The 24,128-nt window shown below is 62.4% G+C and carries 26 protein-coding genes and 1 tRNA gene; 16 read left to right on the top strand and 11 right to left on the bottom strand.

The genetic code is table 11. The annotated features are described in order from the left end of the window. Positions 1-53 precede the first annotated feature (53 nt). Together rplM and rpsI are read left to right on the top strand one after the other, a co-directional pair. On the top strand, positions 54-518 hold the full coding sequence (gene rplM / locus NKI47_RS13320; protein WP_023674645.1) for a 50S ribosomal protein L13: 465 nt from the start codon (positions 54-56) through the stop codon (positions 516-518). A gap of 1 nt (position 519) precedes the next feature. After that, positions 520-1,002: a 30S ribosomal protein S9 gene (gene rpsI / locus NKI47_RS13315; protein WP_023674644.1), complete on the top strand. Its 483-nt coding sequence runs from the start codon at positions 520-522 to the stop codon at positions 1,000-1,002. 108 nt (positions 1,003-1,110) lie between these two features. Here rpsI and NKI47_RS13310 read toward each other — a convergent pair whose 3' ends face one another. Then, entirely contained in the window at positions 1,111-2,004 is an 894-nt protein-coding gene (locus NKI47_RS13310; RefSeq protein WP_352590588.1) for a LysR family transcriptional regulator, read from the bottom strand. Between the two features lie 94 nt (positions 2,005-2,098). On the opposite strand from NKI47_RS13310, the gene NKI47_RS13305 reads away from it, so the two are divergent. Beyond that, positions 2,099-2,977 carry an aldo/keto reductase family oxidoreductase gene (locus NKI47_RS13305; protein ID WP_352590585.1) on the top strand — a complete coding sequence of 293 codons (879 nt, stop codon included), beginning with the start codon at positions 2,099-2,101 and terminating at the stop codon, positions 2,975-2,977. Positions 2,978-3,333: 356 nt separating this feature from the next. Here NKI47_RS13305 and NKI47_RS13300 read toward each other — a convergent pair whose 3' ends face one another. Continuing rightward, a complete protein-coding gene (locus NKI47_RS13300; RefSeq protein ID WP_352590582.1) occupies positions 3,334-4,392 on the bottom strand; it encodes a glycerophosphodiester phosphodiesterase family protein in 1,059 nt (352 codons plus the stop codon). Between the two features lie 305 nt (positions 4,393-4,697). Here NKI47_RS13300 and speB point away from each other — a divergent pair, with 305 nt between their 5' ends. From speB to NKI47_RS13285, 3 genes are read left to right on the top strand one after another with little or no spacing between them, the layout of a single operon-like run. After that, positions 4,698-5,705 carry an agmatinase gene (gene speB, locus NKI47_RS13295; protein ID WP_352449331.1) on the top strand — a complete coding sequence of 336 codons (1,008 nt, stop codon included), beginning with the start codon at positions 4,698-4,700 and terminating at the stop codon, positions 5,703-5,705. Between the two features lie 29 nt (positions 5,706-5,734). Further along, the gene (gene argC, locus NKI47_RS13290; RefSeq protein ID WP_352456603.1) at positions 5,735-6,661 is read left to right on the top strand and encodes an N-acetyl-gamma-glutamyl-phosphate reductase; all 927 of its coding nucleotides are present in this window, start codon (positions 5,735-5,737) and stop codon (positions 6,659-6,661) included. After that, positions 6,662-7,501 carry an aminoglycoside phosphotransferase family protein gene (locus NKI47_RS13285; protein WP_352590579.1) on the top strand — a complete coding sequence of 280 codons (840 nt, stop codon included), beginning with the start codon at positions 6,662-6,664 and terminating at the stop codon, positions 7,499-7,501. It abuts the gene before it with no gap. Here NKI47_RS13285 and NKI47_RS13280 read toward each other — a convergent pair. Further along, positions 7,491-8,585 carry a COX15/CtaA family protein gene (locus tag NKI47_RS13280; RefSeq protein ID WP_352456601.1) on the bottom strand — a complete coding sequence of 365 codons (1,095 nt, stop codon included), beginning with the start codon at positions 8,583-8,585 and terminating at the stop codon, positions 7,491-7,493. The two genes, NKI47_RS13285 and NKI47_RS13280, sit on opposite strands and share 11 nt — an antisense overlap. A 150-nt stretch (positions 8,586-8,735) precedes the next feature. Here NKI47_RS13280 and NKI47_RS13275 point away from each other — a divergent pair, with 150 nt between their 5' ends. After that, entirely contained in the window at positions 8,736-8,963 is a 228-nt protein-coding gene (locus NKI47_RS13275) for a DUF2842 domain-containing protein (protein ID WP_023674629.1), read from the top strand. On the opposite strand, the gene NKI47_RS13270 is transcribed toward NKI47_RS13275, so the two are convergent. Further along, complete coding sequence (locus NKI47_RS13270; RefSeq protein ID WP_352456600.1) at positions 8,960-10,018, bottom strand: polysaccharide deacetylase family protein; 1,059 nt, start codon at positions 10,016-10,018, stop codon at positions 8,960-8,962. The two genes, NKI47_RS13275 and NKI47_RS13270, sit on opposite strands and share 4 nt — an antisense overlap. Before the next feature lie 89 nt (positions 10,019-10,107). Here NKI47_RS13270 and NKI47_RS13265 point away from each other — a divergent pair, with 89 nt between their 5' ends. After that, positions 10,108-11,337, top strand: a complete 1,230-nt coding sequence (locus NKI47_RS13265) for a GNAT family N-acetyltransferase (protein ID WP_352590575.1) — start codon at positions 10,108-10,110, stop codon at positions 11,335-11,337. Positions 11,338-11,360: 23 nt separating this feature from the next. Here NKI47_RS13265 and NKI47_RS13260 read toward each other — a convergent pair whose 3' ends face one another. Next, positions 11,361-13,610 (bottom strand): GumC family protein, encoded by a 2,250-nt coding sequence (locus NKI47_RS13260; RefSeq protein ID WP_023674626.1) that lies wholly within the window; start codon positions 13,608-13,610, stop codon positions 11,361-11,363. Positions 13,611-13,865: 255 nt separating this feature from the next. Between NKI47_RS13260 and NKI47_RS13255 the strand changes: the two genes are divergently transcribed. The 7 genes from NKI47_RS13255 (at position 13,866) to NKI47_RS13225 (ending at position 19,985) form a co-directional block, all read left to right on the top strand. Further along, a complete protein-coding gene (locus NKI47_RS13255) occupies positions 13,866-14,429 on the top strand; it encodes a polysaccharide biosynthesis/export family protein (RefSeq protein ID WP_023674625.1) in 564 nt (187 codons plus the stop codon). Between the two features lie 12 nt (positions 14,430-14,441). Beyond that, positions 14,442-15,566, top strand: a complete 1,125-nt coding sequence (locus NKI47_RS13250) for a glycosyltransferase family 4 protein (protein ID WP_352571456.1) — start codon at positions 14,442-14,444, stop codon at positions 15,564-15,566. A gap of 117 nt (positions 15,567-15,683) precedes the next feature. Further along, the gene (locus NKI47_RS13245; RefSeq protein WP_352590571.1) at positions 15,684-17,219 is read left to right on the top strand and encodes an undecaprenyl-phosphate glucose phosphotransferase; all 1,536 of its coding nucleotides are present in this window, start codon (positions 15,684-15,686) and stop codon (positions 17,217-17,219) included. Continuing rightward, positions 17,216-18,505 (top strand): O-antigen ligase family protein, encoded by a 1,290-nt coding sequence (locus NKI47_RS13240; protein ID WP_352571458.1) that lies wholly within the window; start codon positions 17,216-17,218, stop codon positions 18,503-18,505. Before NKI47_RS13245 ends, NKI47_RS13240 begins: the two co-directional genes overlap by 4 nt. Before the next feature lie 36 nt (positions 18,506-18,541). Next, a tRNA-Pro gene (locus tag NKI47_RS13235) sits at positions 18,542-18,618 on the top strand. A gap of 791 nt (positions 18,619-19,409) precedes the next feature. Beyond that, on the top strand, positions 19,410-19,643 hold the full coding sequence (locus NKI47_RS13230; RefSeq protein WP_023674518.1) for a hypothetical protein: 234 nt from the start codon (positions 19,410-19,412) through the stop codon (positions 19,641-19,643). A gap of 147 nt (positions 19,644-19,790) precedes the next feature. Next, entirely contained in the window at positions 19,791-19,985 is a 195-nt protein-coding gene (locus NKI47_RS13225; RefSeq protein WP_023674517.1) for a hypothetical protein, read from the top strand. Positions 19,986-20,023: 38 nt separating this feature from the next. Here the strand turns inward: NKI47_RS13225 and NKI47_RS13220 are convergent, their stop codons facing one another. Both NKI47_RS13220 and NKI47_RS13215 read right to left on the bottom strand, forming a co-directional pair. Continuing rightward, positions 20,024-20,482, bottom strand: a complete 459-nt coding sequence (locus NKI47_RS13220; protein WP_352456594.1) for a YbaK/EbsC family protein — start codon at positions 20,480-20,482, stop codon at positions 20,024-20,026. A gap of 119 nt (positions 20,483-20,601) precedes the next feature. Then, positions 20,602-20,880 (bottom strand): helix-turn-helix domain-containing protein, encoded by a 279-nt coding sequence (locus tag NKI47_RS13215; protein ID WP_023674515.1) that lies wholly within the window; start codon positions 20,878-20,880, stop codon positions 20,602-20,604. A 317-nt stretch (positions 20,881-21,197) separates the two neighbouring features. On the opposite strand from NKI47_RS13215, the gene NKI47_RS13210 reads away from it, so the two are divergent. Next, positions 21,198-21,389: a hypothetical protein gene (locus NKI47_RS13210; RefSeq protein WP_352590567.1), complete on the top strand. Its 192-nt coding sequence runs from the start codon at positions 21,198-21,200 to the stop codon at positions 21,387-21,389. A 126-nt stretch (positions 21,390-21,515) separates the two neighbouring features. Here NKI47_RS13210 and NKI47_RS13205 read toward each other — a convergent pair whose 3' ends face one another. From NKI47_RS13205 to NKI47_RS13190, 4 genes are all read right to left on the bottom strand, one after another. Beyond that, positions 21,516-21,857, bottom strand: coding sequence for a hypothetical protein (locus NKI47_RS13205; RefSeq protein WP_023674512.1), 342 nt, complete (start codon positions 21,855-21,857; stop codon positions 21,516-21,518). Positions 21,858-21,931: 74 nt separating this feature from the next. Then, on the bottom strand, positions 21,932-22,474 hold the full coding sequence (locus tag NKI47_RS13200) for a MerR family transcriptional regulator (RefSeq protein ID WP_023674511.1): 543 nt from the start codon (positions 22,472-22,474) through the stop codon (positions 21,932-21,934). A 245-nt stretch (positions 22,475-22,719) separates the two neighbouring features. After that, positions 22,720-23,043 (bottom strand): integration host factor subunit alpha, encoded by a 324-nt coding sequence (locus NKI47_RS13195; RefSeq protein ID WP_023717292.1) that lies wholly within the window; start codon positions 23,041-23,043, stop codon positions 22,720-22,722. Between the two features lie 105 nt (positions 23,044-23,148). Beyond that, complete coding sequence (locus tag NKI47_RS13190) at positions 23,149-24,120, bottom strand: beta-ketoacyl-ACP synthase III (RefSeq protein WP_023674509.1); 972 nt, start codon at positions 24,118-24,120, stop codon at positions 23,149-23,151. Between the last annotated feature and the right edge of the window lie 8 nt (positions 24,121-24,128).

The following is a 24,128-nucleotide window of genomic DNA, read 5'->3' as shown; positions in this document are numbered from 1 at the left end:
CCAAGCAACAAGAAACGCCTTCTTTTGAAGGTCCGAACCGAAAGCAACAATCCATGGCAACCTTTTCGCAGAAGCCTGCGGATGTGGTGAAGAAGTGGGTGCTGATCGACGCCGAGGGTCTCGTCGTCGGCCGTCTCGCCACTGTCATCGCCAATCATCTTCGCGGCAAACACAAGCCCACCTTCACCCCGCACGTCGACGACGGCGACAACGTCATCGTCATCAATGCCGACAAGGTGGTGTTCACCGGCAAGAAGTTCACCGACAAGGTCTATTACTGGCACACCGGCCACCCCGGCGGCGTCAAGGAGCGCACCGCGCGCCAGCTGCTCGAGGGTCGTTTCCCCGAACGTGTCGTCGAGAAGGCCGTCGAACGCATGATCCCGCGTGGCCCGCTCGGCCGTCGCCAGATGAAGAACCTCCGCGTCTATGCAGGCACGGAACATCCGCATGTCGCCCAGCAGCCCGTCGTCCTGGACGTGGCCAAGCTGAACGCCAAGAACAAGAAGGTTTCGTAAGATGGCTGAGCTTTCCTCGCTCGCAGAACTCGGAGCTGCCACCGGCAATACCAACACCCAGCCGGCCGCACCCGTCCACGTCCAGAAACTCGATAAGTCGGGCCGCGCCTACGCCACCGGCAAGCGCAAGAACGCCATCGCCCGCGTCTGGGTGAAGCCCGGCTCCGGCAAGATCGTCGTCAACGACAAGGTGTTCGCCGAATATTTCGCGCGCCCGGTGCTGCAGATGATCCTCAACCAGCCGATCATCGCCGCCAATCGCGCCGGCCAGTACGACATCGTTGCCACCGTCATCGGCGGCGGCCTTTCCGGCCAGGCGGGTGCCGTGCGCCACGGCATCTCCAAGGCGCTGACCTATTACGAGCCGGCGCTGCGCGCCGTGCTCAAGAAGGGTGGCTTCCTGACCCGCGACAGCCGCGTCGTCGAGCGCAAGAAGTACGGCAAGGCAAAGGCCCGCCGGAGCTTCCAGTTCTCCAAGCGTTAAGCGCTGCGCAATTACACGTTTTCGAAAGGCCGCCTCCGGGCGGCCTTTTCCACAAAAAGAGGCACCAATCACCCCATCGGGCGCGGCTCGCACGCATGGTGGCAGACTTCAGGCCTTGATAAAGTCAATGAACGCCCGCAACGGCGCCGGCACGAGGCGCCGGCCGGGATAGTAAAGGAACGGCCCGGAGAAGCTCTGCCACCAGGGTTCAAGCAGCGGTTCGAGCGCCCCGCTCTCGAAGTGAGGGCGTAGCCAATCCTCGAACAGGCTGATGATGCCGGTGCCGGCGATGGCTGCATCGACTTTGAGGTCAGTCGCCCCGCCCAGGGTCACGACAAGCGGCCCCGTCGGGTCGACCCGCACCACCTCGCCGTCGCGCTCGAATTCCCACGGCGGCATCGCACGGCTGGCAAAGCGGCCGCGCAGACAGGCGTGGCCGAGCAGGTCGCGCGGGTGTTGCGGCCGGCCATGACGATCCAGGTAGGCCGGGCTGGCGGCGGTGGCGAAGCGCTGCACGCGCGGTCCGATCGGCACAGCGATCATGTCCTGCTCCAGCCGCTCCTCATAGCGAATGCCGGCGTCGCACCCCGCCGCCAGCACATCGACGAAGCTCTCCTCCGAGATCACCTCCAACCGGATGCCTGGATAGGCGGCAAGGAACCGCGGGACGATGCTGGGCAGCACCAGCCGCACCGCGCTGACCGGCACATTGAGGCGCAACGTACCTGCCGGCCTGTCGCGAAAGCCGTTCACTACGTCGAGGGCCGACTCCACCTCGGTCAAGGCAGGACCGAGCCGCGCCAGCAGGCCTTCGCCGGCTTCCGTCAGGACAACGCTGCGGGTCGTCCGGTTGAGCAGCCTGACACCGAGCTGCGTCTCCAGGCGCCGCACCGCCTCGCTCAAGCCGGACGCACTGCCGCCGCTGGCGCGTGCCGCACCGCGAAAGCCTTTGGCGCGCGCTACGGCCACGAAGGCGTTCAGATCCGCGAGATCAATCTGCATTGTTCGTCATTCCGCACAGCCCGTGCGAATTGTACCCAATTATCATGAGATCGGACAGCGTCTATCTCTGCACCATCCCTGAAGGAGAAAGACCATGTCCAGCGTCGACCAGTCCGGCACATTCATCCTCGGCGACCGCAAGGTGAGACGGCTCGGCTACGGCGCCATGCAGCTCGCAGGGCCAGGCGTCTTCGGCCCACCAAAGGACCACGACGCGGCATTGGCCGTACTGCGCGAAGCCGTTGCACAAGGCGTCAACCACATCGACACCAGCGACTTCTATGGCCCGCACGTGACCAACCTGTTGATCCGCGAAGCGCTCGCACCCTATCCCGACGACCTCGTTATTGTCACCAAGATCGGTGCCCGGCGCGGCCAGGGCGGATCGTGGCTGCCGGCCTTCTCGGCAGAAGAGCTGACACAGGCGGTGCACGACAATCTGCGCAATCTTGGGCTCGACGCGCTGGAGGTGGTCAACCTGCGGGTCATGTTCGATGCGCATGGCCCCGCCGAAGGGTCGATCGAGGCGCCGCTTGCGACGCTTGCCGAGCTCCAGCGACAGGGCCTCGTGCGCCACATCGGGCTGAGCAACGTCACCGCTGCACAGATCGCCGAAGGCCGCAGGATTTGCAGGATCGTCTGCGTGCAGAACCAGTACAATCTGGCGCATCGGGGCGACGATGCCTCGATCGACGATCTGGCCCGCGACGGCATTGCCTATGTGCCGTTCTTCCCGCTTGGCGGCTTCAACCCGTTGCAGTCGTCGACCTTGTCCAAGGTCGCCGCACGCCTCGGCGCCACGCCCATGCAGGTCGCGCTCGCCTGGCTGCTTCGCCGCGCGCCCAACATTCTTCTGATTCCCGGCACGTCTTCCGTCGCGCATCTCAGGGAGAACCTCGCCGCTGCCGACCTCGAACTGTCGGACGATGTCATCAAGGAGCTGGATGGTGTGGCAATGGCGGCCTGCGAGTAGATTACCGAAGGCAGTGATGAGCCAATCTCCCCCAAAATGGGTTCCCTTGCGGGGGAGATTGCCGGTAGGACAGCGAAGGCGCGCGACCTAGCAGGCGGGACAGCCGAGACGCTGAAGGATCGTCGCATTTTTCTGCCACTACGCCACATTTTGTTCTTGCTTTGTGCCGGCAACTATGCTACTAATCTGGGTATGGTGCTAATTGGCTCCAACGACCCGCCCACGGAGGCGGGTTTTCTGTTTCTGGGTTCCTTCGAAAGTTTGGCGCTGCCGGCCTGGGGTCGGCGGGACAGCGCTCTTCTGCCCTGCCGGGCATCGTCACCACAAGAGGGAGATCCAATTCTCGCCGCGCCGGTCTAGTTGATGCTGGCCGTGTTGGCCGGCTCGGCCGGGCGCTTCTCACCGGCATAGGGCACGCGAAAACCGTTCGCCGCCAGCCAACCGATGGCGGCCTTCGGTTCGTCGGTCTGGATGATGGTGGCGCCGCGCTCGACCCAGAAGCCGTAGGTCTCGCGCGGCAGGCTGGCCGCGACCGCCAGCTCGTCGCCGCGGCCGCCGGCGAGGAAGCCGCCCGGCTTGTTGACGATGGCATAGGTGTCGGCCCAGATGTGCCAGTCGCCCCTCACCGCCAGCGCGCGCATGCGCGGGCTGAACAGCGGGCCGCCGGTCTCGGTCAGTGTCTCTGATCCCGTGCGCCAGTTGATCATCTCGACCGCGCGCATCGGGAAGGCCCGGCTCACTTTCTCGGCAAACATGGCGTCGCGAACCGCGTCATCGGCGATAATGGGCATGAACTGGAAGCCGCTGCCGATCGCGTCCATGGCGGCCTTGACACTGGCAATCCGCTCCGCATTCCACAGGTTCTCCTTGACGATCACCTGTTCGACCATGCCGAGGTCGCGCGCAACCGCGACCATGCCGACGAGGCTTTCGGTATCGAGCTTGTTGTCGAGATTGATGAGGATCCTGTCCCTGGTCGTCATCAACATCTCGCGCAACGTCGAGACCGTCTCGCCCGTAACGGCGCCGGTGCCTTCGATCACCAACCGGCAAGTCTTGAGTTCGGCCAATGTGTGCTTGTCGACCTCACCTTTGCAATTCGTCGTGCGGTCGAGCCAACTGTCATGCATGACGACGAACTGTCCGTCCTTCGAGCGCCTGATATCGACCTCGACGATTTCGGCGCCCGTTGCGATCGACGCCTCGACGGCGGCGATCGAATTTTCGGGATAGAGCGTCTTGCCGGATTGCATGCCGCCGGCGCGGTGCGCGGCCACTAGCACATGGTCGCGCCATTGGTTGGCGTGCTCGAAGCGGTCGAGAATCTGCCTGGCGCGCGTTTCGCCTGCCGATGCCTGGCCAAGGGAGAGCGCCAGCGCCGCGGAAAGCAGAAGGCTCAGCCAAATCGTTCGCATGAGACAAGTCGTTCGCACGAGAATCGCTCCGTACCGGGATCGCACCCCGGTTAAGCGATGCCCGTGACAGGCAGGTGAACGAAGCCGGCTTGCAAAATGCCGGAAAATCAGGTCAGCGCCGGCCGAGGCAGTCGTCGGCGGCTACTTTCGGTTGCTTGCCAGGCAATCTCCTGGCGAGCCATGCCGGGTTCGCCTGGCGAGCAAGGATTTGTGACCGGATCGAATGGCCATGATCCTCCGCAGGGGTCGCAATTCTGAGAATTATGTCCAATAAGGTTGCGCGTCGACGCACAGGAGATCGCTTCATGCCGCCAAGGACCATCGATCATGCCTTCACCACCCGCTCCAGGACGGGTGCGTCGTTCGAGCCGACCTATGCCGGCGCCCTGTCGTTCATGCGGCGCAAATATTCGAAGGACGTGAAGGACGCCGATGCGGTGGTGTGGGGCATTCCCTTCGACGCTGCGGTCACCAATCGGCCGGGCGCCCGTTTCGGACCGCAGGCGATCCGCCGCGCCTCGGCCATCCTCGACAACGATCCGCAATATCCGTTTTCGCGCGATCTGTTCGAACAGCTTGCCGTGGTCGATTATGGCGACTGCCTGCTCGACAGCGGCAATCACCAGAAGACGCCTGCCACGATCGAACGCGAAGCGGCGAAGATCCTGAAATCCGGCGCCTTTCTGCTGTCACTCGGTGGCGATCACTTCGTCACCTGGCCGCTGCTGAAGGCGCATGCCGCCATCCATGGCCCGCTGGCTCTGGTGCAGTTCGACGCACACCAGGACACCTGGCCCGACGACGGCAAGCGCATCGATCACGGCTCCTTCGTCGGCCGTGCAGTCAAGGAGGGCATCATCGACCCCGACCGGTCGATCCAGATCGGCATCCGCACCCATGCGCCCGACACGTTCGGTATCAAGATCCTGTATGGCCATGAAGTGGAGGAAATGCGTGCGTCCGACATCGCCTATGCCATCGTCGACCGTACGGGCGGCAAGAAGACCTACGTCACTTTCGACATCGATTGCCTGGACCCGGCTTTTGCGCCCGGCACCGGAACGCCGGTCGCGGGAGGCCCGTCTTCGGCAAAGATCCTGTCGGTGCTGCGCCAGATCAACCAGCTCGATATCGTCGGCGCCGACGTCGTCGAGGTTGCGCCAGCCTATGATCACGCCGATATAACGGCGATTGCCGGGTCGATGGTGGCCATGCACTATCTCGGGCTGTTGGCGGAACGAAAGGCCCGACTCGAAGAAATGAACCAGGGCAATCACGGCGTTGCCGGATTGAATCAGGCAAGCGGCATATAGCTTTGAGATAACAGGAATTTTGGCAAGCAATGAAACCGAAAATCTTCATCGACGGCGAGCACGGCACCACCGGTCTGCAGATAAGGGCGCTGCTTGCCGAGCGTGGCGACCTGGAAATCATCTCCATCCCGACCGAGCGCCGCAAGGAAACGGCAGCGCGCGCCGAGTTCCTCAATGCTGCGGATGTCGCGATCCTCTGTCTGCCGGATGCAGCCGCCAAGGAAAGCGTTTCGCTGATCGCCAATGACACCACCAAAGTGATCGACGCCTCGACGGCACATCGCGTCGCCGATGGGTGGGAATATGGTTTCGCCGAAATGGACAAGGACCAGGCGAAAAAGATCGCTTCGGCGAAGCGCGTCGCCAATCCGGGCTGCTGGCCACAAGGACCGATCGCGACGCTGCGGCCGCTGGTTGCGGCGGGGCTGCTGCCGGCCGATTTTCCGGTCACCGTCAACGGCATTTCCGGCTATTCCGGCGGCGGCCGGCCAATGATCGAGGATTATGTCGCCAAGGGCGAGGATGCACCGGAATTCCTGCCCTACGGACTGACGCTGCAGCACAAGCACGTGCCGGAGCTCAGGACGTATGCTAGGCTTTCGCACGATCCGATTATGCAGCCGGCAGTCGGCAATTTCGCGCAAGGCATGATCACGGTGGTGCCGCTGCAACTCGGCGGCCTCGACCATGTGCCGACCGGCGCCGAGCTTCACGCGGCGATCGCCGATCATTTCGCTTCCCTCGATGGCGGCGCGGTCGAGGTGGCGCCGTATCTGCATCAGGAACGCATGCCTGACATCGATCCGGAGATCTATAATGGCACCAACCGGATGAAGCTCTATGTCTTCGCCAATGACGATCGAGCGCAGGCGCTGCTGCTTGCGGTCTATGACAATCTCGGCAAGGGCGCCTCGGGCGCCGCCGTGCAGAACATGGATCTGATGCTCGGCCTCTGAATGGATGTGCCGGCATTTCCAAAGCGCTGGAAGGTCGGCGCGCCCGAACTCATCGCCGAAACGTTCAGCAGCCGCATCTGGAAGGTCGCGCGCGAAGACGGCTCACCGGCAATCGTCAAGGATCTAAAGCCTTTCGACGATGTCGAGGACGAGTTGCGCGGCGAGCATTTCCTCGCCTGGCGACGCGGCGAAGGCGCGGTGCGGCTGCTGGGCCGCGATGGCCACCGCATGCTGCTCGAGTATGCCGGCGAAACCTCGCTGTCACAGATGATTGCGGATCAGGGCGACAATGTCGCCACCGCGATCGCGGCGGAGGTAATGGCCAAGCTGTTCTCGCCGTCGAAGCACCCTGCCCCGCCGGACCTTCAGCCGTTGCGGACCCGGTTTTCCAGCCTGTTCAAAAAGGCGAAGGCCGATCGCGCCGCCGGCGAAAAGAGCCTGTATGTCGAAGCTGCCGAAATCGCGGAACGGCTGTTGTCCAATCCGCACGACGTACGGCCGCTGCATGGCGACCTGCATCACGACAACATCATGCACGGTCCGCGCGGCTGGCTGGCGATCGATCCGAAGGGCGTTCTCGGCGACCCCGGCTTCGATGCCGCCAATGTGTTCTACAACCCACTCGACCGAGACGATCTTTGCCTCGATCCGCGGCGGATCGCGCATATGGCGCATGTCTTTGCCGCAACGCTCGGCCAGTCGCCGCCCGCGATACTGGACCACGCCATCGCCTATGGCTGCCTGTCGGCTGCATGGCACCATGAAGATCGGAATGCGGTCGACGAAAACCGCGAACTGGCGATTGCCGCGGCAATCCGGCGGGTGCGGCTCAGCCTCTGAGAGCGATCTCGTGGGGCAGCGGGTAAGCGCCCTTGGTACCGCGCCAATGCGCGGCGGCGAAGCCGAGCAGAAACAGCGCGAATGCTTGATGCGTCAGGGCCATGTGCAGTGGCACATGCATCAATAGCGTGCCGATGCCGATCGATGCCTGCACCACGACAATCAGGAACAGCAGCGTCGCGCGTCGGGCATGCGTCGTGCCCGGCAGGCGCCGGCGTGTCGCAATCATGTGCCAGAGCGCGGCCGCGAAGATCGTGTAGGCGCCGACCCGGTGGACGAATTGCACCGTCTTCGGGTTTTCGAAGAAATTGCGCCATGCCGGCTCCAGCAGCAGCAGGTCGCCGGGAACCAGCTTGCCGTCCATCAGCGGCCAGGTGTTGTAGCTCAAGCCGGCGTCTAGCCCTGCGACCAGCCCGCCGAGATAGATCTGGACCAGCGCCAGCAGCACCAGCAAGCCGGCCAGGCGTTGCGTTGAGCGGTCGGCGGCCGGTTCGGAGTGTGGGGCCAATCCGCGCGCGACCACCATGGTCGCCGTGAATATCAGCGCCGCCAGCGTCAGATGCGTCGCCAGCCGGTATTGGCTGACCGAAACCCGGTCGACCAACCCGGACGCCACCATCCACCAGCCTATCGCGCCCTGCAGGGCGCCGAGAAGGAGGATGCCCGACAATTTCGTTCCGAGCCCGCGCTCGATGCGGCGCGTCGCCCAGAAGAACAGCAGCGGCAGGGCGAAGACCACGCCGACACTACGCGCCAGGATGCGGTGCACCCATTCCCACCAGAAGATCGACTTGAACGCCTCGATGCTCATGCCGTTGTTGAGTTCGGCATATTGCGGGATCTGCTGGTAGCGCAGGAACTCCTCCTGCCACTCGGCATCATTGAGCGGCGGGATGACGCCGTGTATCGGCTGCCATTCGGTGATCGACAGGCCGGAATTGGTGAGCCTTGTAGCGCCGCCGACCAGTACCAGCGCAAACAGCACCAGGAGCACGACATAGAGCCAACCGCGCACCAGCGCGCGGTTGCGAAGGTCGCGATCGCGGGCGGCGAAAGGCGCGGCATCGGATATGGCAGCAGCCATGGATTTGTCCCGGCAGTTGAAGTCGCGGATTGGTGAACCATCGCAACCCGGCTTGCAAGACCGGACAGCGCGGCACGCCGTCGCGCCGTTTCTGGCGGGTTGCGCGTATTGGCTGTTCGGCCTAAGCGATAGCTTCAACGAGATCGCGCCATGCCCATTCGCCTGAAAAAGCTGATCGGAAGCTTCCTGCTGGTAGTGCTGGTCATAGTCTATGCGCTGGTCGCCTCGATCGTGGCGGTCGCCCAATTGTCGCAGTCCGGGCCGCTGGCGCACTTCATCTTCTTCCTGCTCAGCGGGCTTTTGTGGGTGCTGCCGGCGATGGGCATCATCAAATGGCTGATCCTGGAGCCGCGGCCGAAGGGGCGAGGCAACAGTTAGATCGTCACCACCGTCTTGCCGGCATTGGCCAGCGGCGTCGTCACGCCCGACAACATTGTTCGGATGTGGGCGACGCTCTGATAGCGGCCATTGACCGAAATGCGCGGCAGGGCGTGCAGGAAGCCGGCATGCTCGGCGCGGAGTATGCCGTGGCGGGTCGTCACCGCCGAGGCATAGCCGGCATCGCGGACTAGGCCTACTTCGCGGCGGCCGACGGCACTGGCATAACCGTAGGGATAGGCGAAATGGCGCGGCTCCTCGCCGAGTTTGGCCTGCAATATGCGCTTGACGTCGCCGATCTCATGTCGCGCATCGCTCTCGGAAAGCCGCTTCAGATTGCAGTGATTGACGCTATGTGCGCCGATCGTCACCAGCGGGTGCTCGGCCATGGTGCGGATCTCGTCCCAGTTCATCAGCGTGCTCGGGCGCGGAGCACCCAACTCGATGCCGTTCGAGCGCGCCAGATCCCGCAACACCGCACGCTGGTCCTGCTCGCGCACCTTCAGCGTCAGATGAGCGTGCAGGCGCGCATTGGCCTGGACCTTTTTTCCCGGACTCGAGCAGTCGATTGTCACCGGGCCATCCGGCGTCGTCAGCGTCAGGCGATCGCGCGCATTGACGATGTCCTCGACCACGTCCCACCACAAATCGGCAGCGCCGTCGATCAGTCCCGGCGCGACGTAGATGGTGATCGGCGCGCCGTGTTTCTCCAGCACCGGCAGCGCCTCGGTCATGTTGTCTCGATAGGCGTCGTCGGCGGTGATCGTCGCAAACTGGCCGTCCTTGTCGCCAGCCTTGATGCGCTCGATCGCCTCGTCAAGCGTGACGAAACTGTAGCCGTTCGCCTTCATGTCGGCGATCACGGTGTCGAGAAACCCAGGCGCGATGTTCAAGTGGCGGTTGACGCCGTTCGGCTTTTCCGGTGTCGCGGTTACCCGATGCAGCATCAGGATAGCGCCGAGACCGCCGATAAACGGCTTGGCCAGCGGAGCGAGACCGGAATAGCGGGCGAGATTGAGCGCCAGTTTGCGGATTGCCTCGCCCCCGTCGATCATTCATTCACCTTTTGCGCCTAAGCTCATCAAGCATGGAATGCGCCTGCGCGGACCCCCAATCGCGACGAATACGCCCTAAGGATTGAGGTATGGTTGACGCCACCGCGTCATTTGACGGCAATCAGCTGGCAAGCAGCGAGGCGTCGCCGTGTGCCTTGCCGGCCGGCAAAGCCGGCCTGTCAACCTCGGTCGCCGATAGTGCGGCGTTGGCGGCGTACGCAGAATTCTGCCATTCGGCGCTTTTTGCCCCTGCGCAAAGCGCAGGCTGGATCCTGAACTGGGCCGCACATACCGGCGCCGACGTTGTCGTTGCGACGCTGCGCGCCGAGGACAGGCCGGTTTTCTCACTGGCGCTGGAGGTCACTCGCAGTGGAGCGTTCCGCGTCGCCCGGTTCATGGGCGGCCGCCATGCAAACGGCAATTTTGCCGCCGCCGACCCGCAATGGCTGTCGAATGCCGATAGCGCGGCGATCCGCTCGATGCTGGCTGCGATTGCCAAGACGCGGCGCGACATCGATCTTGTTGCGCTGGAGCGGCTGCTGCCCGATCTCGACGGCGTTGCCAACCCGCTCTCCGCCTTGCCGCATTTTTCGAGCCCCAATCTGTCGCTGGCCGCCGGTCTTGTGGGAGGATTTGACGCACTGCTCACCCGCGTGAGCGGCAAGCGCAGGCGCAAGAAGCATCGCTCGCAGGCGCGCAAGTTCGAGGCCGTTGGCAGCTATCGTCGCATCGAGGCGAGGACTGCGGACGAGGTGCACATGCTGCTCGATGCCTTTTTCGAGATGAAGGAATTCCGCTTCCGCAAGATGGGCATCGCCAATGTTTTCGGTGAGGCGGAGGTGCGCGCTTTTTTCCGCTCGCTGTTTGCCGACGCGCTTCAAGAGGAATATCCGTCCTTCGTCCTGCATGGGCTGGAAGTCGCCGGGAAACTTCGTGCAGTCACCGGATCGAGCCGCACGGGCAAGCGGCTGATCTGCGAATTCGGGGCGATCGCCGAGGACGAGCTCGCACACACCAGCCCGGGCGACTTCCTGTTCTTCGAGAACATCCTGGAAGCCTGCGAGGCGGGTTTCGAAATCTATGATTTCTCGGTCGGCGACGAACCCTACAAGCGATTGTGGTGCGATGTCGAAACGCAGCATTTCGAGGTGCTGGTTCCGCTGACGCTGAAAGGTCGTGCGCTGGCGCTTGCGCTCAGGCACGGCGCAAGCCTGAAGGCATTCATCAAGCACAGCCCAATGGTCTGGAAGCTGACCAAGCTGCTGCGCCGCAAAGCCGTGGGGCGGACAGCACCGGCCGCAGGCGAAGACGACAGCTGATTTCGATTTGAGAGAAAACTGCCTCAGGCGGCCGAGCGCCGTCCCGGCATTGGGCCCGGCGCCACATGGCCGATGGGCGTGACCAGCGTCAGGTCGGGATAGCCACTCTCGATGAGCGCGACCGCGGCCTGCGTCACCTCGTCGTCCGGCTCAAGCATGGAGAGCAAGACCTCGGTCCCCTCGCCCACCAGGCGGCTGATGCCTTGCGCGTCGGCCGGTCCGCATTCGACCACGACCAAATCATAGGCGGTGGTCAGCGACTGCATGATGATCGGCAGCCGGTCGGCGGCGCGCATGGCGCGGACCGGATCGGCTGTGCCGACGGGAATAACGTGGCAGTCCGAATAGAGATCGGGGTGGATCACATCGCTGAACTGCGCTTGCGAGGCGAGCAGATCGGTGATGCCCGGAAACAGCCCGCTGTCCAGCATCGGCCGCGAGGCGGCACCCGAAGCGGTGAGATCAAGCAGCAGCACGCGTAGCCCGGCGTCGGAGACTGCGCGCGCCACCAACACCGCCGAGGCGGCCGCCTCGTCGCCTTCTGGCGACACGAATATGGCGCGGGCGGCACCGGTGGCGATCAGTTTTTCCGCGGCCTTGTCGATGTCGACCTCGCCGAGGATAGAACGTGCCGGTTCAATGTCTCCAGCGGCCATTTCAGAGTACTCCGGTTCGATTTTCTCGGCAGCCGCTTCCGCCACCGCGACGGGTTCCGGCTCCACTTTGCTTTCAATGATATTGTCGTCGTCGGCCTCATCGATCTCGACGACTGCCGGTTCGGACCGGCCAACCGACGGGTCGGGCTCGGCCATCACGCGTTCGGCCTGGACAGCCGGCATCGCAACCTGCTCGATGCGCTCGAAATGGGCACCGGCGGCCGGACGCATGGCGCGGCCGGAAAACAGTTCCTGCAGCAGCGTGACGATCGCCATGATGAGCAACGAGCCGACAAAGGCCGCACTGACAATCGGACCAATCTTGGGGAAATAAGGTTCGGCCGGCACCTGGGCCTCCGAAAATACGCGAGCGTCGACGGGCAGATAGTTGCGATCCTTGCGTGCGGCCGCCTGGAGATAGCTGGATGAATAGAGATCGAGCTGCTGACGCTTGGTCGCGGCATCACGCTGCAGCGCATCGAGTTCCACCTGCTCTTCGCCGGCGCGGGCGGACGCCGCCTTCAGCGTGTTGACGTCTGCCACGAGTTGAGCCTCTCGCGCCTTCGCCGTCTCGGCCTGCGCCATCAGACCTTTCATGATCTTTTCCGCTTCGTTGCGGATCTGGCGGTCGAGATCCGCGAGCTGCGACTTCAGCGCGCGGATGCGCGGATGGTTGTCGAGCAAGGTGGTGGAAAGGTCGGCGATGTTGTTCTTGAGTTCGACTTGCCGCTCGCGCAGGCGCTGGATCAGTTCGGAAGACAACACCTCCGGAACGGCATCCAGCGAGCCGCCATTGCGCAACGCCCTGCGCACGCTGTCAGCGGTCGCTTCCGCCGAAGCGCGATTGGCGCGCACGCGTGACAGTTCGCTCGACAATTCGGACAGCTGCTGGGTGGCAAGCACCGAATTGTTGCCGCCCATCAAAAGATCGGACTGCGCACGGAATGCGGCAACCTTGGCTTCCGCCTCCTTCACCCGGTTCTGCAGATCCGCGATTTCCGGCGCCAGAAAGTCGGTGGCGGCGGAATTCGATTCGAGCTTGGCATTGCCCTTGGAGGCGATATAGGCGTTTGCAATGGCGTTCGGGATCGCGGCGGCAAGCTTTGGATCCTCTGACGAGAACTCGATTGCGATCGCGCGGGTTTTTTCAACGCCATAGACGTTGAGCTTCTCATGCATTGCGTCCAGCACGCGCTCTTCCAGCGGAATCTCGAACGGATCGCTTTTCAAGCCAACAAGGACAAGGGCGCGGCTCAGCGCCGACATCTTCAGCGCCTCGTCGAATTCGGGCAATTTCGCCAGGTTGAGCTTCGCCGCCACCTGCTTGAGGATGTCGGGGGACGAGATGATCTGGACCTCGGTGGCCACAGCCTCTTCGTCGGGAATCGACCGCTCGTTGCCGTTGGCCCCGGCTGGCCGCGTGAACTCCGATTCTCGAGGCCCGATCTCCAGCTTGGCTGCCGCCTTGTATTCGGGCGTTGCAAGCCAGGCGAGCGCAAAGGCCAGGCCGGTTACAACCAGTGCGACGACAAGGATGCGCAACCAGTTTCGCGCCAGGCTGGCGAAAAGCTGCCTGAGATCGACGTCGACATCTGCGGCCGCGGATTGAACGGACATGCATCCCTGCTCCGGTACTGAGTCAGCATGCACCGTAAACAACTATGGTAACTCAGCCGTTAATATCGCGGTAAGAACCTGTTAGGCTCTACTAACAAGCCGCAAACAAGAGGCTGAAAACCATCTGCATTTGTCGATCCGGCCCGCATCGGCCGCGCGCCTTTACCGGCCATTAACCCTAACAGGATGATAACCGAGCTCGATCGTTAAGGTTTGCCGCAGAGTCGCCGGCTATTCAAAGGTACGTGTCCGCTCATGAAAAGCACTGCTCCCCTTTTCCGCGCGCTGCTTGCCGTATCGATGCTTTCGGGCTGCTCCAGCTACCGGCCGACGCCGGCCGCATTCCATGAAGTTCTCGACCAGCCCTATCGCCTCGGCGCCGGCGACCGCGTCCGCGTAACCGTGTTCGAGCAGGAAGGACTGACCAATACCTACAGCGTCGACCAGTCCGGCTATCTCTCGCTGCCGCTCGTCGGCAACGTGCCGGCGCGCGGCCACACCGCCCAACAGCTTGAAAGCGAGATCGCCGAGAAACTGCGCCAGGGTTATTTGCGGGATCCCGATGTTTCGGTCGAAATCGATCGCTACCGGCCGATCTTCGTCATGGGTGAAGTGGGTGCGGCGGGGCAGTATTCCTACGTTCCAGGCCTGACCGTGCAGAAAGCCGTCGCCATCGCCGGCGGGTTCACGCCACGCGCCAACCAGGAAAGCGTCGACATTACCCGCGACATCAACGGCAAGGTGATAACCGGACGCGTGGTGACCTCCGACCCGCTATTGCCCGGCGATACAGTCTATGTTCGCGAACGCCTGTTTTGATGTGCTGACAAAGTGGCGGACACACTCAGGATCGTCCACTGCTTTCGCTCACCGGTCGGAGGCATCTTCCGGCATGTGCGCGACCTGACCGAGGCTCAGGTCGCCGCCGGCCATGCCGTCGGCATCGTCTGCGATTCGACGACGGGCGGCGATTTCGAGGAACGGCTGTTCGAACAGATGAAAGGCAGCCTGGCGCTCGGCATTCACCGCACCCCGATGCAGCGGCATGTCGGGCCAGGCGATCTCGCCTCGGCCCGGTGCACCTATAGGATCATAAAAGAATTGCGGCCGGACGTGCTGCACGGGCATGGCGCCAAAGGTGGCGCCTATGCCCGTCTGTTCGGCTCATTGTTGCGGGTATCCAGGTCTCGCGTAGCCCGCCTTTATTCGCCGCATGGCGGCTCGCTTCACTATGACGAGACCACCGCCATGGGGAAGCTGTTCTTCGCGCTCGAGCGCTTCATGGCTCGCTTCACCGATTGCCTGCTGTTTGTTTCCGATTATGAGCGGCGGACTTATCGCAGGAAGGTCGGCGAACCGCCCATTCCGAACGCTCTCGTCCACAACGGCCTGCGGGCCGCCGAGTTCGAGCCGGTGCGGACCGAGCACAATGCGGTTGACCTCCTCTATATCGGCATGATGCGAGACCTCAAAGGCCCGGACATCTTCATCGATGCGCTGGGGCTAGCCGCGACACGGCTCGGCCGCCCATTGAAAGCGCTGATGGTCGGCGACGGCGACGACCTGCCGCGCTATCGCGCCCAGGTAAATCAGCTCGGCCTCGACGTCGGTTTCCTGGCGCCGATGCCGGCCAGGCTCGCCTTCACGCTGGCCGAACTGGTCGTCGTTCCCTCGCGCGCGGAAGCCATGCCCTATATAGTTCTGGAAGCGCTCGCCGCCGGCAAGCCGATCATCGCGACGGCGGTCGGCGGCATACCGGAAATCTTCGACACCGGCTCGCCTGCCCTGATCCGGCCCGACCCGCGCGAACTTGGCGACAAGATAAGCGCCGCATTGGCCGATCTCGACACCTACAAAGGCCTGATGCCCGGCCTCGCCGACCTCAAGGCACGCTTCGGCGCCGATGTAATGGCCGCCGAAATCGAAAAGGCTTATTTCGCCGCGCTCAAAAAATAGAGCAACGGGTTTTCCACCGGGCTGCTCCTGGTGAAAGCGTCTCCAAAGCCATGTGTTGTTTCAAGGGTTTCTTAGCTCTCTTTTGCTATTCACCTGAGGGAAACCTGCGGACGCCCCATGAACGAAATCGACCCCGCGCGCCGTTTTTCGCTAGACGCGGTGCGCAAATTCGACGTCCCTGCCGAGAACAATACGGCCGGCGGCATGAACGATGTTGCCCGCCAGGTCGCCTCGCAATACCGGCGCGATACGATGTCGCCGATCATGGTGAGCGGCGTCCTGCGCATGGTGGAATTCGCGCTGCTGCTGGTGTCAGGTCTTGCCGTCTATTTCTATTATGTCGGCTTTTTCAACTATCTTGCCTGGCAATACTCGCTGACGATCGCCGCCACCTCGTTCCTCGCGGTCGTTCTGTTCGACGTCACCGACTGCTACCAGATTGTCGCGCTGATGCGGCCGATCGCCAATTTCGGCCGCCTCCTGCTGGTCTGGGCTGGAACCTTCGCCTTGATGGCGCTCACCGCCTTCACCATGAAAATGTCGGAAGACTATTCGCGCCTGCTCTTCGGCACGTGGTTCGTTATTGGCTTCGTGCTGATCCTGGGTCTCCGGCTGGTGATGTCGAAGCTGATCCGGCGCTGGGCGCGCGACGGGCGGATGGAGCGCCGCGCCGTCATCGTCGGTGGCGGCAAGGCGGCGGAGGTACTGATCCGCTCGGTCGAAAGGCAGCCCTACAACGACATCCGCATCTGCGGCATCTTCGACGACCGCGGCGACAAGCGGTCGCCGCCGGTTGTCGCCGGTTATCCCAAGCTCGGTACAATTTCCGAACTCATCGAATTTGCCCGCATTGCGCGCATCGACATGCTGATCGTATCGCTGCCGCTGACCGCCGAATCGCGCGTGCTGCAGTTATTGAAGAAGCTGTGGGTGCTGCCGGTCGACATCCGGCTATCGGCGCATTCGAACGCGCTGCAGTTCAGGCCGCGCGCCTATTCCTACATCGGCTCGGTGCCGATGCTCGATATCTTCGACAAGCCGATCAACGACTGGGATTCGGTCGCCAAGCGCGCCTTCGACATTGTCTTTTCGATCATCGGCATCATCGTGTTCTCGCCGGTGATGCTGGCGACCGCAATCGCGATCAAACTCGACAGCAAGGGGCCGGTGCTGTTCCATCAGAAGCGGCACGGCTTCAACAACGAGATTATCGACGTCTACAAGTTCCGTTCGATGTATACCGACAAGGCGGACCCGACGGCGAAGCAGACCGTGACCAAGAACGATCCGCGCGTCACCCGCGTCGGCCGCTTCATCCGCAAGACCTCGATCGACGAACTGCCGCAGTTCTTCAATTCGCTGTTCGGTTCGCTGTCGCTGGTCGGGCCGCGCCCGCACGCCATTGCCGCGCAGTCGCACAACCTCCTCTACAATGAAGTGGTCGACGGCTATTTCGCCCGCCACAAGGTCAAACCCGGTGTGACCGGCTGGGCGCAGATCAATGGCTGGCGCGGCGAGATGGACACCAACGAGAAGATTCGCATGCGGACGGAATACGACCTCTATTACATCGAGAACTGGTCGCTCTTGTTCGACCTCAGAATCCTGTTCCTGACGCCGATCCGCCTGCTCAATACGGAAAACGCGTATTGATCGCGACGGCCTACGAATTGCCGGCGGCGGCGGTCAACGCCAAGCTGATCGCACTGATTGTGTCGGGGGCGGTTTTCCTCGGCGTCTTCCTGTCCGGTTTCGTCATCGCCGAGCCGGCGCCATACGACCTCTATATGATCGGACTGATCGTGGTGTGGCCCTTGTTCGGCCTGCGCATCCAGCGCGCGGCGGTGCCGCTGCTGGTGCTGCTGGTGATCATGAATATCGGCGGCATGATCTCGATGACGCAGATGTCGGACCTTGCCAGCACGCCGCTCTATCTCGCAGTCTCGCTGTTCCTTGCCTTGACCGCAGTGTTCTTCGCCTCGATGACGGCCGTCCAGCCCAGTCTCTACCGGGTGATCTTCGTCGCCTATGTGGTGTCGGCAGTGCTGACTTCGCTGGTCGGCATAGCCGGCTATTTCCATGCCTTTCCAGGAGCGGAGATCTTCACCAAATACGACCGTGCCGCCGGCGCCTTCCAGGACCCGAACGTGTTCGGTCCGTTCCTGGTGCTGCCCGGCATCTACCTGCTCTACCTGCTGCTTACCGGCTCGGTCGCACGCATGCCGCTATTGGCGGTGCCGTTGCTGATAATCACCGCCGGCATCTTCTTTTCCTTTTCGCGCGGCGCCTGGGGCATGTTCGCCGTTTCGGCGATCCTGCTGACCGGTGCCTTGTTCCTGCAGAGCGCCAGCGGCAAGTTCAAGCTGCGCGTCGTCGTCATGACCATCGCCGCCGTCGGACTGCTGGTCATCGCAATGATCGTCATCCTGCAACTGCCAGGCGTCGCCGAGATGTTCTCGAACCGCGCACAGCTCGAACAAAGCTACGACACCGCCCGGCTCGGCCGCTTCGCCCGCTATACGATCGGCTTTCAGATGGCACTGGAGCATCCGTTCGGCATCGGCCCGCTCGTCTTCGGCAAGATGTTCGGCGAGGACACGCACGACATCTGGCTGAAGATGCTGATGGATTACGGCTGGCTCGGCTTCGTGTCGTTCCTGACGCTGACGTGCTGGACGATCGCCGCCGGCTTCCGCATTCTGCTGCGCGACCGGCCGTGGCAGCCTTATCTTCTATGCGCCTACGTCGCCTTCATCGGCAATATCGGGCTCGGCACCTTCATCGACATCGACCACTGGCGCCATGTCTACCTGCTGCTTGGCTTGATCTGGGGTGCCATCGCGCTCGAATACCGCCACCAGTGGCAGCTGCGGGCGGCGCAGCGACCGGCAATCCCCGTCGCGGTTGCTTCAGGCAGGACAGCAACCGAATTCGGTTGACCGGACCCGGTCTATCACGATACATCGCGACCGGTCCGGAGTGTAGCGCAGCCCGGTAGCGCACTTGACTGGGGGTCAAGGGGTCGTCGGTTCGAATCCGGCCACTCCGACCATTAAAATCCAAAGCCTTAGCCAGTTTTCCCCCAAACTGGCTGTACAGACAATAGCCGCACTGCAGCCAGCGCAACATACGCAGGCGCGTGATCTCATCGAGGGAACCGATCACGCATCACTCGTGCGCGAGGCACGGAGGCTGGCGTCTAGCCAGAAGCCCACCGAGTAACCGCGCGGTAATGGCTAGGTAAGCTTTGCTGCGTACGCCAACCTTTATCGTGAGCCCGTATTCCAGCTTCAATAAGAAAAGGTCCCGCCGCACATGCCAGAACGGCGGGACTCGATCAGGCGCCTTGCATCAGGCAGGGGTGACTCGGGGGTTGGGCATGCCCGGTGCGCGCGGATCGTAGTGAACCCTAGGCGCATCAGCTGCAATGCGTCCACCAACCGTCGGTTGGAAAGCACTAATTCAATCCCGACGGCTGGCCTGGCCTGAACAGGCGCGCGCTCAAGGCTCAGTTTCTTCCCGGGGAGGAGCTTTTTGGTCAGGACAATCAGGATAGGGCAATTCTTCACACGGAGAGGGCCTGTCGCCAACGCTGCGATAATGTTCCGCGAGTTTTGCGAAACCGTAGGCGAAGGCGAAAAGAAGCGCGAGGACAACCGCTATTCGGACGGCCATACCGTATTGTAGCAGGATCCTCCCATTGGAGCGCGCGGCGTTTTGGTACGTTTGAATGTTGAGTTCGAAAAAGGTTGGCTGTAGTTGAATTGCCGTCGTCCGCAGTTGTAAGGGCGAGCGGACGCTTCGAAGATGCCACGCGCTTTCGCCCTGTCCGGGAGAGATGCAATGTCGCTTCAAGGGGTTGCCTGTCCTGCCGATCTGACCATGTTGACCAAGGCACTCGATGCCCGATGCCGTGAACTAGGCCTCGCTGATGGAGATCCAGGCAGAGAACTGCTCGGCCGCAGGGTGATGGATTTATTTGAAAGTGGTCAGCTCAGCGCCGAAGATTTGAGACTGGCTCTGAGCGGCGAGATCTTTAACGCCAAAAATCGTCCGGCCGGAGCCAGTGGGCTTTGATACGGCAAGCGGCTATCCGCGCAACCATTTGAATTACTGGCCCAGCGTCGGCTTCCGTGTGCGCAGGAGCGCGTGTGAACAAATGTGATTTTGCGGTCGGTGCCAGACGGGCTAACTTTACCCATCGAACGAAAGAGGAGAATGATCATGAAGACATTCCTCGCAATAGCCGCGGCACTGACCATGTCCATATCAGCTGCCTCTGCGGATTGCCCCGCGCATTCCAAGGTCCAGGCATCGGTCGACACGCAGACGAAGACAGCAAGCGTCGAGAAGGCCGATATGTCGACTGTCACGGACGCTCAGACGATCAAAAAAGAAGAGCCACAGAAGACCGAGTAGCGGTAACGCTCAGCGGATCCCACGACCCGGATAAATGGCTACTGGCACACATCCACCCACTCGGCGTCGACGAGTTCGGCCAGGCGTTGCGGGCTGAGCCGTACGGCGGCATTCGTCGCGCCTGCCGCCGGGACGACCTCGTCAAAGGCGCGCAGCGAGATGTCGCAGTAGACCGGGAGCGGCGCCGGTAGGCCGAACGGGCACACCCCACCGACGGGATGATCGGTCGCGGCGAGCACCTGCTCGGCGTCCAGCATTCGCGCCTTGCCACCAAACCGGTCCTTGAATTTGCGATTGTCCAGCCTGGAGATCCCGCTGGCCACGATCAGCATCGTCTGGTCGCCGGCGCGCAAGCAGATCGTCTTGGCAATCTGCGCCGGCGCTACGCCATGCGCTTCGGCGGCCAGAGGCACCGTCGCCGAGCTTGCCTCCGTGACGATGACATCAATTTCGGGCGCGTGTGCGGCGAAAAAGGCGCGAACGGATTCGAGGCTCATCTCCGGCAATTTCCGTCTGGCGTCGCCGTGGCGGCCGGCAAGTCCACTACGTGGCCGAAAAAACGAAGCCCGCCAGGGCGACCCATGGCGAGCTCGTGGAATAAAAGCATGACACGTCGCTACGACACGGATCGCCTTTTGGCAGGCAACACGGCTTCGTCAAACAGAGCGCTTTCCGGAAGTTGAAGCGCGGAGGCAATACGCCGACGTTTCGAGGGATCGGCATCCTTGCCGCTTTCAATGTCGGCAATCTCATAGGCTGCCAGCCCGCACGCCAGGGACAGCTCTTCGATGCTGTATCCACGGGCTTCCCGGGCGGTTCGGACGGCACTGCGTTCAGGCGTAACCGCGCTCGCCGCCAGTTCGGAGTAAGGTTCGCGTTTTGCTATTTGGGGCATTGGCAACTCCGTGGGATGAAAGAGTTAGATCAAATCATGTTGTTGCCTGAGACGATCGGGAGAATGCCCGCTCGCCGGTGATTTGCCAAGCATCAAAGATAGCGTCACGGCATCGTGAACCGACGCCGGAATGGATGGCGGATGCCGGCGCGCCGACATCTGGCCGGATCGTCAGCAGACACAGTTCGGAAACAAAATTCTACAGGCCGGAAAAACTGCCGAAAAACTCCAAGCCGATAGTCCCAACCGCAGCGCTCGAGTCACCGACCTGAATCAGTGACGCTCAAATTCCGCCTGCGCAAAAAGGAAACGATGTCATGAAGAAGACTCTTCTCTCCGCCCTTGGACTTGCAATCGCACTTGCCCTCTCGATGCCGATCATCGGCGCAAGCAGCGCGAATGCAACGACGATGCACACCACCGTCAAGAAGCATCACCGCCATCACTACCATCACCGCGTCCACCACTACCGCCACCATCACAAGAAGGTCGTCGCGAAGAAGTACTGAAAACACCCTCGGGCGAACAACCCGCAATCAGGCGTTCTGGTGCTTGATCAAGGGCGGCGCGCTTGCCGGGCTTTCCGTGTCGGCGAAAAATGGCGGCGGTCCGCTGACCACCGCCATTTGCTTATCTCAACGTGCCGATCTTGAACGCGCTCGCGGTGCTTGTTGCTGCCGGCCGCCGAGGAACAGACTGGCGACGAGCCCGACCAGAACCAGCCCGACAGCGGCCGCCGTCGCCGGGTGATCTCGGGCGGTCTTCTCGATCGCCCGGCCTTGCCTTCTGATTGCCGGCAAGGCGTCGCCGAGGCGCTCAGTGATATCCGAATAATAATCCGACGCGGTATCGCGCCCGTCTTCGTAAAAGGCGCCGCCCCGCTTTAACACGGCTTTCTTCAAGGTGGCCAGTTCCCTGGTCAGGGCCGCGACCTGTTTGTCCAGATCGGTGTCGGAGATGCTCGAAAGCGATGCCATGACGTGCTTCCTTCATCTGTAGAAGGAAGCCTAACGCATGACCCTGAAGACCGTTCCGGTCAGCCCGGCGGGCTCTAGCGAACCTGATCGAGCAGGCGCTTGCATTCCAGGAGGTCGAACAGCGCCTCCTGCAGCAATGCGCGATTGTCACGGGAAAGTTTTGACGTGTCCGGCGGAACCGGACCTTCCTCGTCGGTCTTGCCTATACCGAAAAAACGACGGCTGGGTTTCACCCTCGGCTGGCCAACCAGCATTTCGTCGTCCGGGCCGCGCGGCTGCGCCGCTTGCGTCAGCGGTACCGTGTCGGCCTGTCGGCGCTGCGAGATCGCCTCGACCGCCGCCATGTCGCCACTGCCGACGGCGATCAGAAACTGGTTGCCGTTCTCGCGCAACAGCTTCTGCACGCCCTTGATCGTATAGCCCTGGTCGTAGAGCATATGACGAATACCCTTGATCAGTTCTACGTCCTGCGGACGGTAGTAGCGGCGGCCGCCGCCGCGCTTCATCGGCTTGATCTGGTTGAAACGCGTCTCCCAGAAGCGCAGCACGTGCTGCGGCAAATCCAGATCCTCCGCGACCTCGCTGATGGTGCGGAAAGCATCAGGGCTCTTGTCCATGGGCGAATCCTCACGCTAGAGCATGATCGCGAAAGGCGGGAACCGGGTTCGGGCGACATCACGCTTAACAAGGAGAGCAGCTTTCCGTCCCGCCGGAACGGATCACACCCAAATACCGATCCGGCCTACCGAATCGCATCTTATTTCAGCGGTTTATGAAACAATATTCAAGCCCGGCGCAAAAGCAGGGTTCGCTTTTCAACCGAAGCCTGGAGCAGGATTCTCGGCAAAGGGGGATTGGGCGGCTACTTGCTGCCCTTGGCTTTGCTGTTTTGATGGGAGCGCAGGATACGGTTCTTCAGCACGTTCGACGACTTGAAGGTCATCACCCGGCGCGGCAGGATCGGCACTTCCTCACCGGTCTTGGGATTGCGCCCGATGCGCTCGTTTTTGGAGCGCACGTGGAAGGTCGCGAAGGACGACAGCTTCACCGTCTCGCCGCGAACGATCGCCTCGCAGATCTCATTCAGCACCGCCTCGACAAGCTCGGCCGATTCAGTACGCGACAGCCCAACCTTGCGGTAAACGGCTTCGGCGAGGTCGGCGCGCGTAAGTGTCTTTCCCCCCATACGAACCGTCCCATCAGCTCAAAAACATAAATCGATACAAGCAACGGCAGAACCTAAGTAATTGATCCGTCAAGGTCAAGGGACCCGAACCCGATAGTTCGGCACTTACCAGCGGAGCAGGACGGCACCCCAGGTGAAGCCGCCGCCCATCGCCTCGAGCAGTACCAGGTCACCCTTTTTGATGCGACCGTCGGCGACGGCTGCGGACAGTGCCAGCGGCACGGAAGCCGCCGAGGTATTACCGTGCAAATCGACGGTCACCACCACCTTCCGCTCCTCTATCCCGAGCTTTTTGGCCGAAGCGTCAATAATTCGTTTATTGGCTTGATGGGGCACGAACCAGTCGAGATCGGCGGCGCCGATGCCGGCCTGTGCGAACGTCGCCTCGATGACGTCGGTGATCATGCCGACCGCATGCTTGAACACTTCGCGGCCTTCCATCCTGAGGTGCCCGACCGTTCCGGTGGTCGACGGCCCACCGTCGACGAAAAGCTTGTCCTTGTGGATGCCGTCGGAGCGCAGGCTGGCCGCCAGAACGCCTCGGTCGGCGATGCCGCCTGCCCCCGTGCCTGCTTCCAGCACCATCGCGCCGGCGCCGTCGCCGAACAAAACGCAGGTCGAGCGGTCGTTCCAGTCGAGAATACGCGAAAATGTTTCCGAGCCGATCACCAGTACCCGTCTGGCCAAGCCGCCGCGGATATAGAGGTCGGCGGTCGTCACTGCATAGACGAAGCCGGAGCAGACCGCCTGCAGGTCGAAGGCAAAACCGTGGTGCATGCCGAGCCGGTTCTGGATCTCGACCGCGGTCGCGGGAAAGGTGTTGTTGGGCGTCGAGGTCGCCAGCACGATCAGGTCGATGTCGTCAGCCGTCAGGCCGGCGCTGTCGAGGGCTGCGCGCGCTGCCGCCTCGCCCAGCGAGGCCGTCGTCTCGTCGTCGGCCGCAATGTGGCGCTGGCGAATGCCGGTGCGCTGGACGATCCACTCGTCCGACGTCTCGACCATGCCTTCGAAATCGGCATTCTTCATAATGCGGCGGGGCAGCGCGGCGCCCGTGCCGCGCACGACTGATCTGATCAATGCTCTTT

Source organism: Mesorhizobium sp. M0633, from assembly GCF_040320645.1.
Lineage (GTDB): Bacteria > Pseudomonadota > Alphaproteobacteria > Rhizobiales > Rhizobiaceae > Mesorhizobium.
This window is presented reverse-complemented; position numbering and strand designations above follow the sequence as displayed.

Excerpts from the sequence above, each read along its gene's own strand:
- NKI47_RS13275 (WP_023674629.1), top strand. The coding sequence starts at position 8,736 with ATGCCCATTCGCCTGAAAAAGCTGATCGGAAGCTTCCTGCTGGTAGTG.
- argC (WP_352456603.1), top strand. The coding sequence starts at position 5,735 with ATGAAACCGAAAATCTTCATCGACGGCGAGCACGGCACCACCGGTCTG.
- NKI47_RS13300 (WP_352590582.1), bottom strand. The coding sequence starts at position 4,392 with ATGCGAACGATTTGGCTGAGCCTTCTGCTTTCCGCGGCGCTGGCGCTC.
- NKI47_RS13310 (WP_352590588.1), bottom strand. The coding sequence starts at position 2,004 with ATGCAGATTGATCTCGCGGATCTGAACGCCTTCGTGGCCGTAGCGCGC.
- NKI47_RS13220 (WP_352456594.1), bottom strand. The coding sequence starts at position 20,482 with ATGAGCCTCGAATCCGTTCGCGCCTTTTTCGCCGCACACGCGCCCGAA.
- NKI47_RS13195 (WP_023717292.1), bottom strand. The coding sequence starts at position 23,043 with ATGGGGGGAAAGACACTTACGCGCGCCGACCTCGCCGAAGCCGTTTAC.
- NKI47_RS13255 (WP_023674625.1), top strand. The coding sequence starts at position 13,866 with ATGAAAAGCACTGCTCCCCTTTTCCGCGCGCTGCTTGCCGTATCGATG.
- NKI47_RS13305 (WP_352590585.1), top strand. The coding sequence starts at position 2,099 with ATGTCCAGCGTCGACCAGTCCGGCACATTCATCCTCGGCGACCGCAAG.
- speB (WP_352449331.1), top strand. The coding sequence starts at position 4,698 with ATGCCGCCAAGGACCATCGATCATGCCTTCACCACCCGCTCCAGGACG.
- NKI47_RS13205 (WP_023674512.1), bottom strand. The coding sequence starts at position 21,857 with ATGGCATCGCTTTCGAGCATCTCCGACACCGATCTGGACAAACAGGTC.
- NKI47_RS13285 (WP_352590579.1), top strand. The coding sequence starts at position 6,662 with ATGGATGTGCCGGCATTTCCAAAGCGCTGGAAGGTCGGCGCGCCCGAA.
- rplM (WP_023674645.1), top strand. The coding sequence starts at position 54 with ATGGCAACCTTTTCGCAGAAGCCTGCGGATGTGGTGAAGAAGTGGGTG.
- NKI47_RS13270 (WP_352456600.1), bottom strand. The coding sequence starts at position 10,018 with ATGATCGACGGGGGCGAGGCAATCCGCAAACTGGCGCTCAATCTCGCC.
- NKI47_RS13230 (WP_023674518.1), top strand. The coding sequence starts at position 19,410 with ATGTCGCTTCAAGGGGTTGCCTGTCCTGCCGATCTGACCATGTTGACC.
- NKI47_RS13265 (WP_352590575.1), top strand. The coding sequence starts at position 10,108 with ATGGTTGACGCCACCGCGTCATTTGACGGCAATCAGCTGGCAAGCAGC.
- NKI47_RS13215 (WP_023674515.1), bottom strand. The coding sequence starts at position 20,880 with ATGCCCCAAATAGCAAAACGCGAACCTTACTCCGAACTGGCGGCGAGC.
- NKI47_RS13225 (WP_023674517.1), top strand. The coding sequence starts at position 19,791 with ATGAAGACATTCCTCGCAATAGCCGCGGCACTGACCATGTCCATATCA.
- rpsI (WP_023674644.1), top strand. The coding sequence starts at position 520 with ATGGCTGAGCTTTCCTCGCTCGCAGAACTCGGAGCTGCCACCGGCAAT.
- NKI47_RS13210 (WP_352590567.1), top strand. The coding sequence starts at position 21,198 with ATGAAGAAGACTCTTCTCTCCGCCCTTGGACTTGCAATCGCACTTGCC.
- NKI47_RS13280 (WP_352456601.1), bottom strand. The coding sequence starts at position 8,585 with ATGGCTGCTGCCATATCCGATGCCGCGCCTTTCGCCGCCCGCGATCGC.
- NKI47_RS13260 (WP_023674626.1), bottom strand. The coding sequence starts at position 13,610 with ATGTCCGTTCAATCCGCGGCCGCAGATGTCGACGTCGATCTCAGGCAG.
- NKI47_RS13200 (WP_023674511.1), bottom strand. The coding sequence starts at position 22,474 with ATGGACAAGAGCCCTGATGCTTTCCGCACCATCAGCGAGGTCGCGGAG.
- NKI47_RS13245 (WP_352590571.1), top strand. The coding sequence starts at position 15,684 with ATGAACGAAATCGACCCCGCGCGCCGTTTTTCGCTAGACGCGGTGCGC.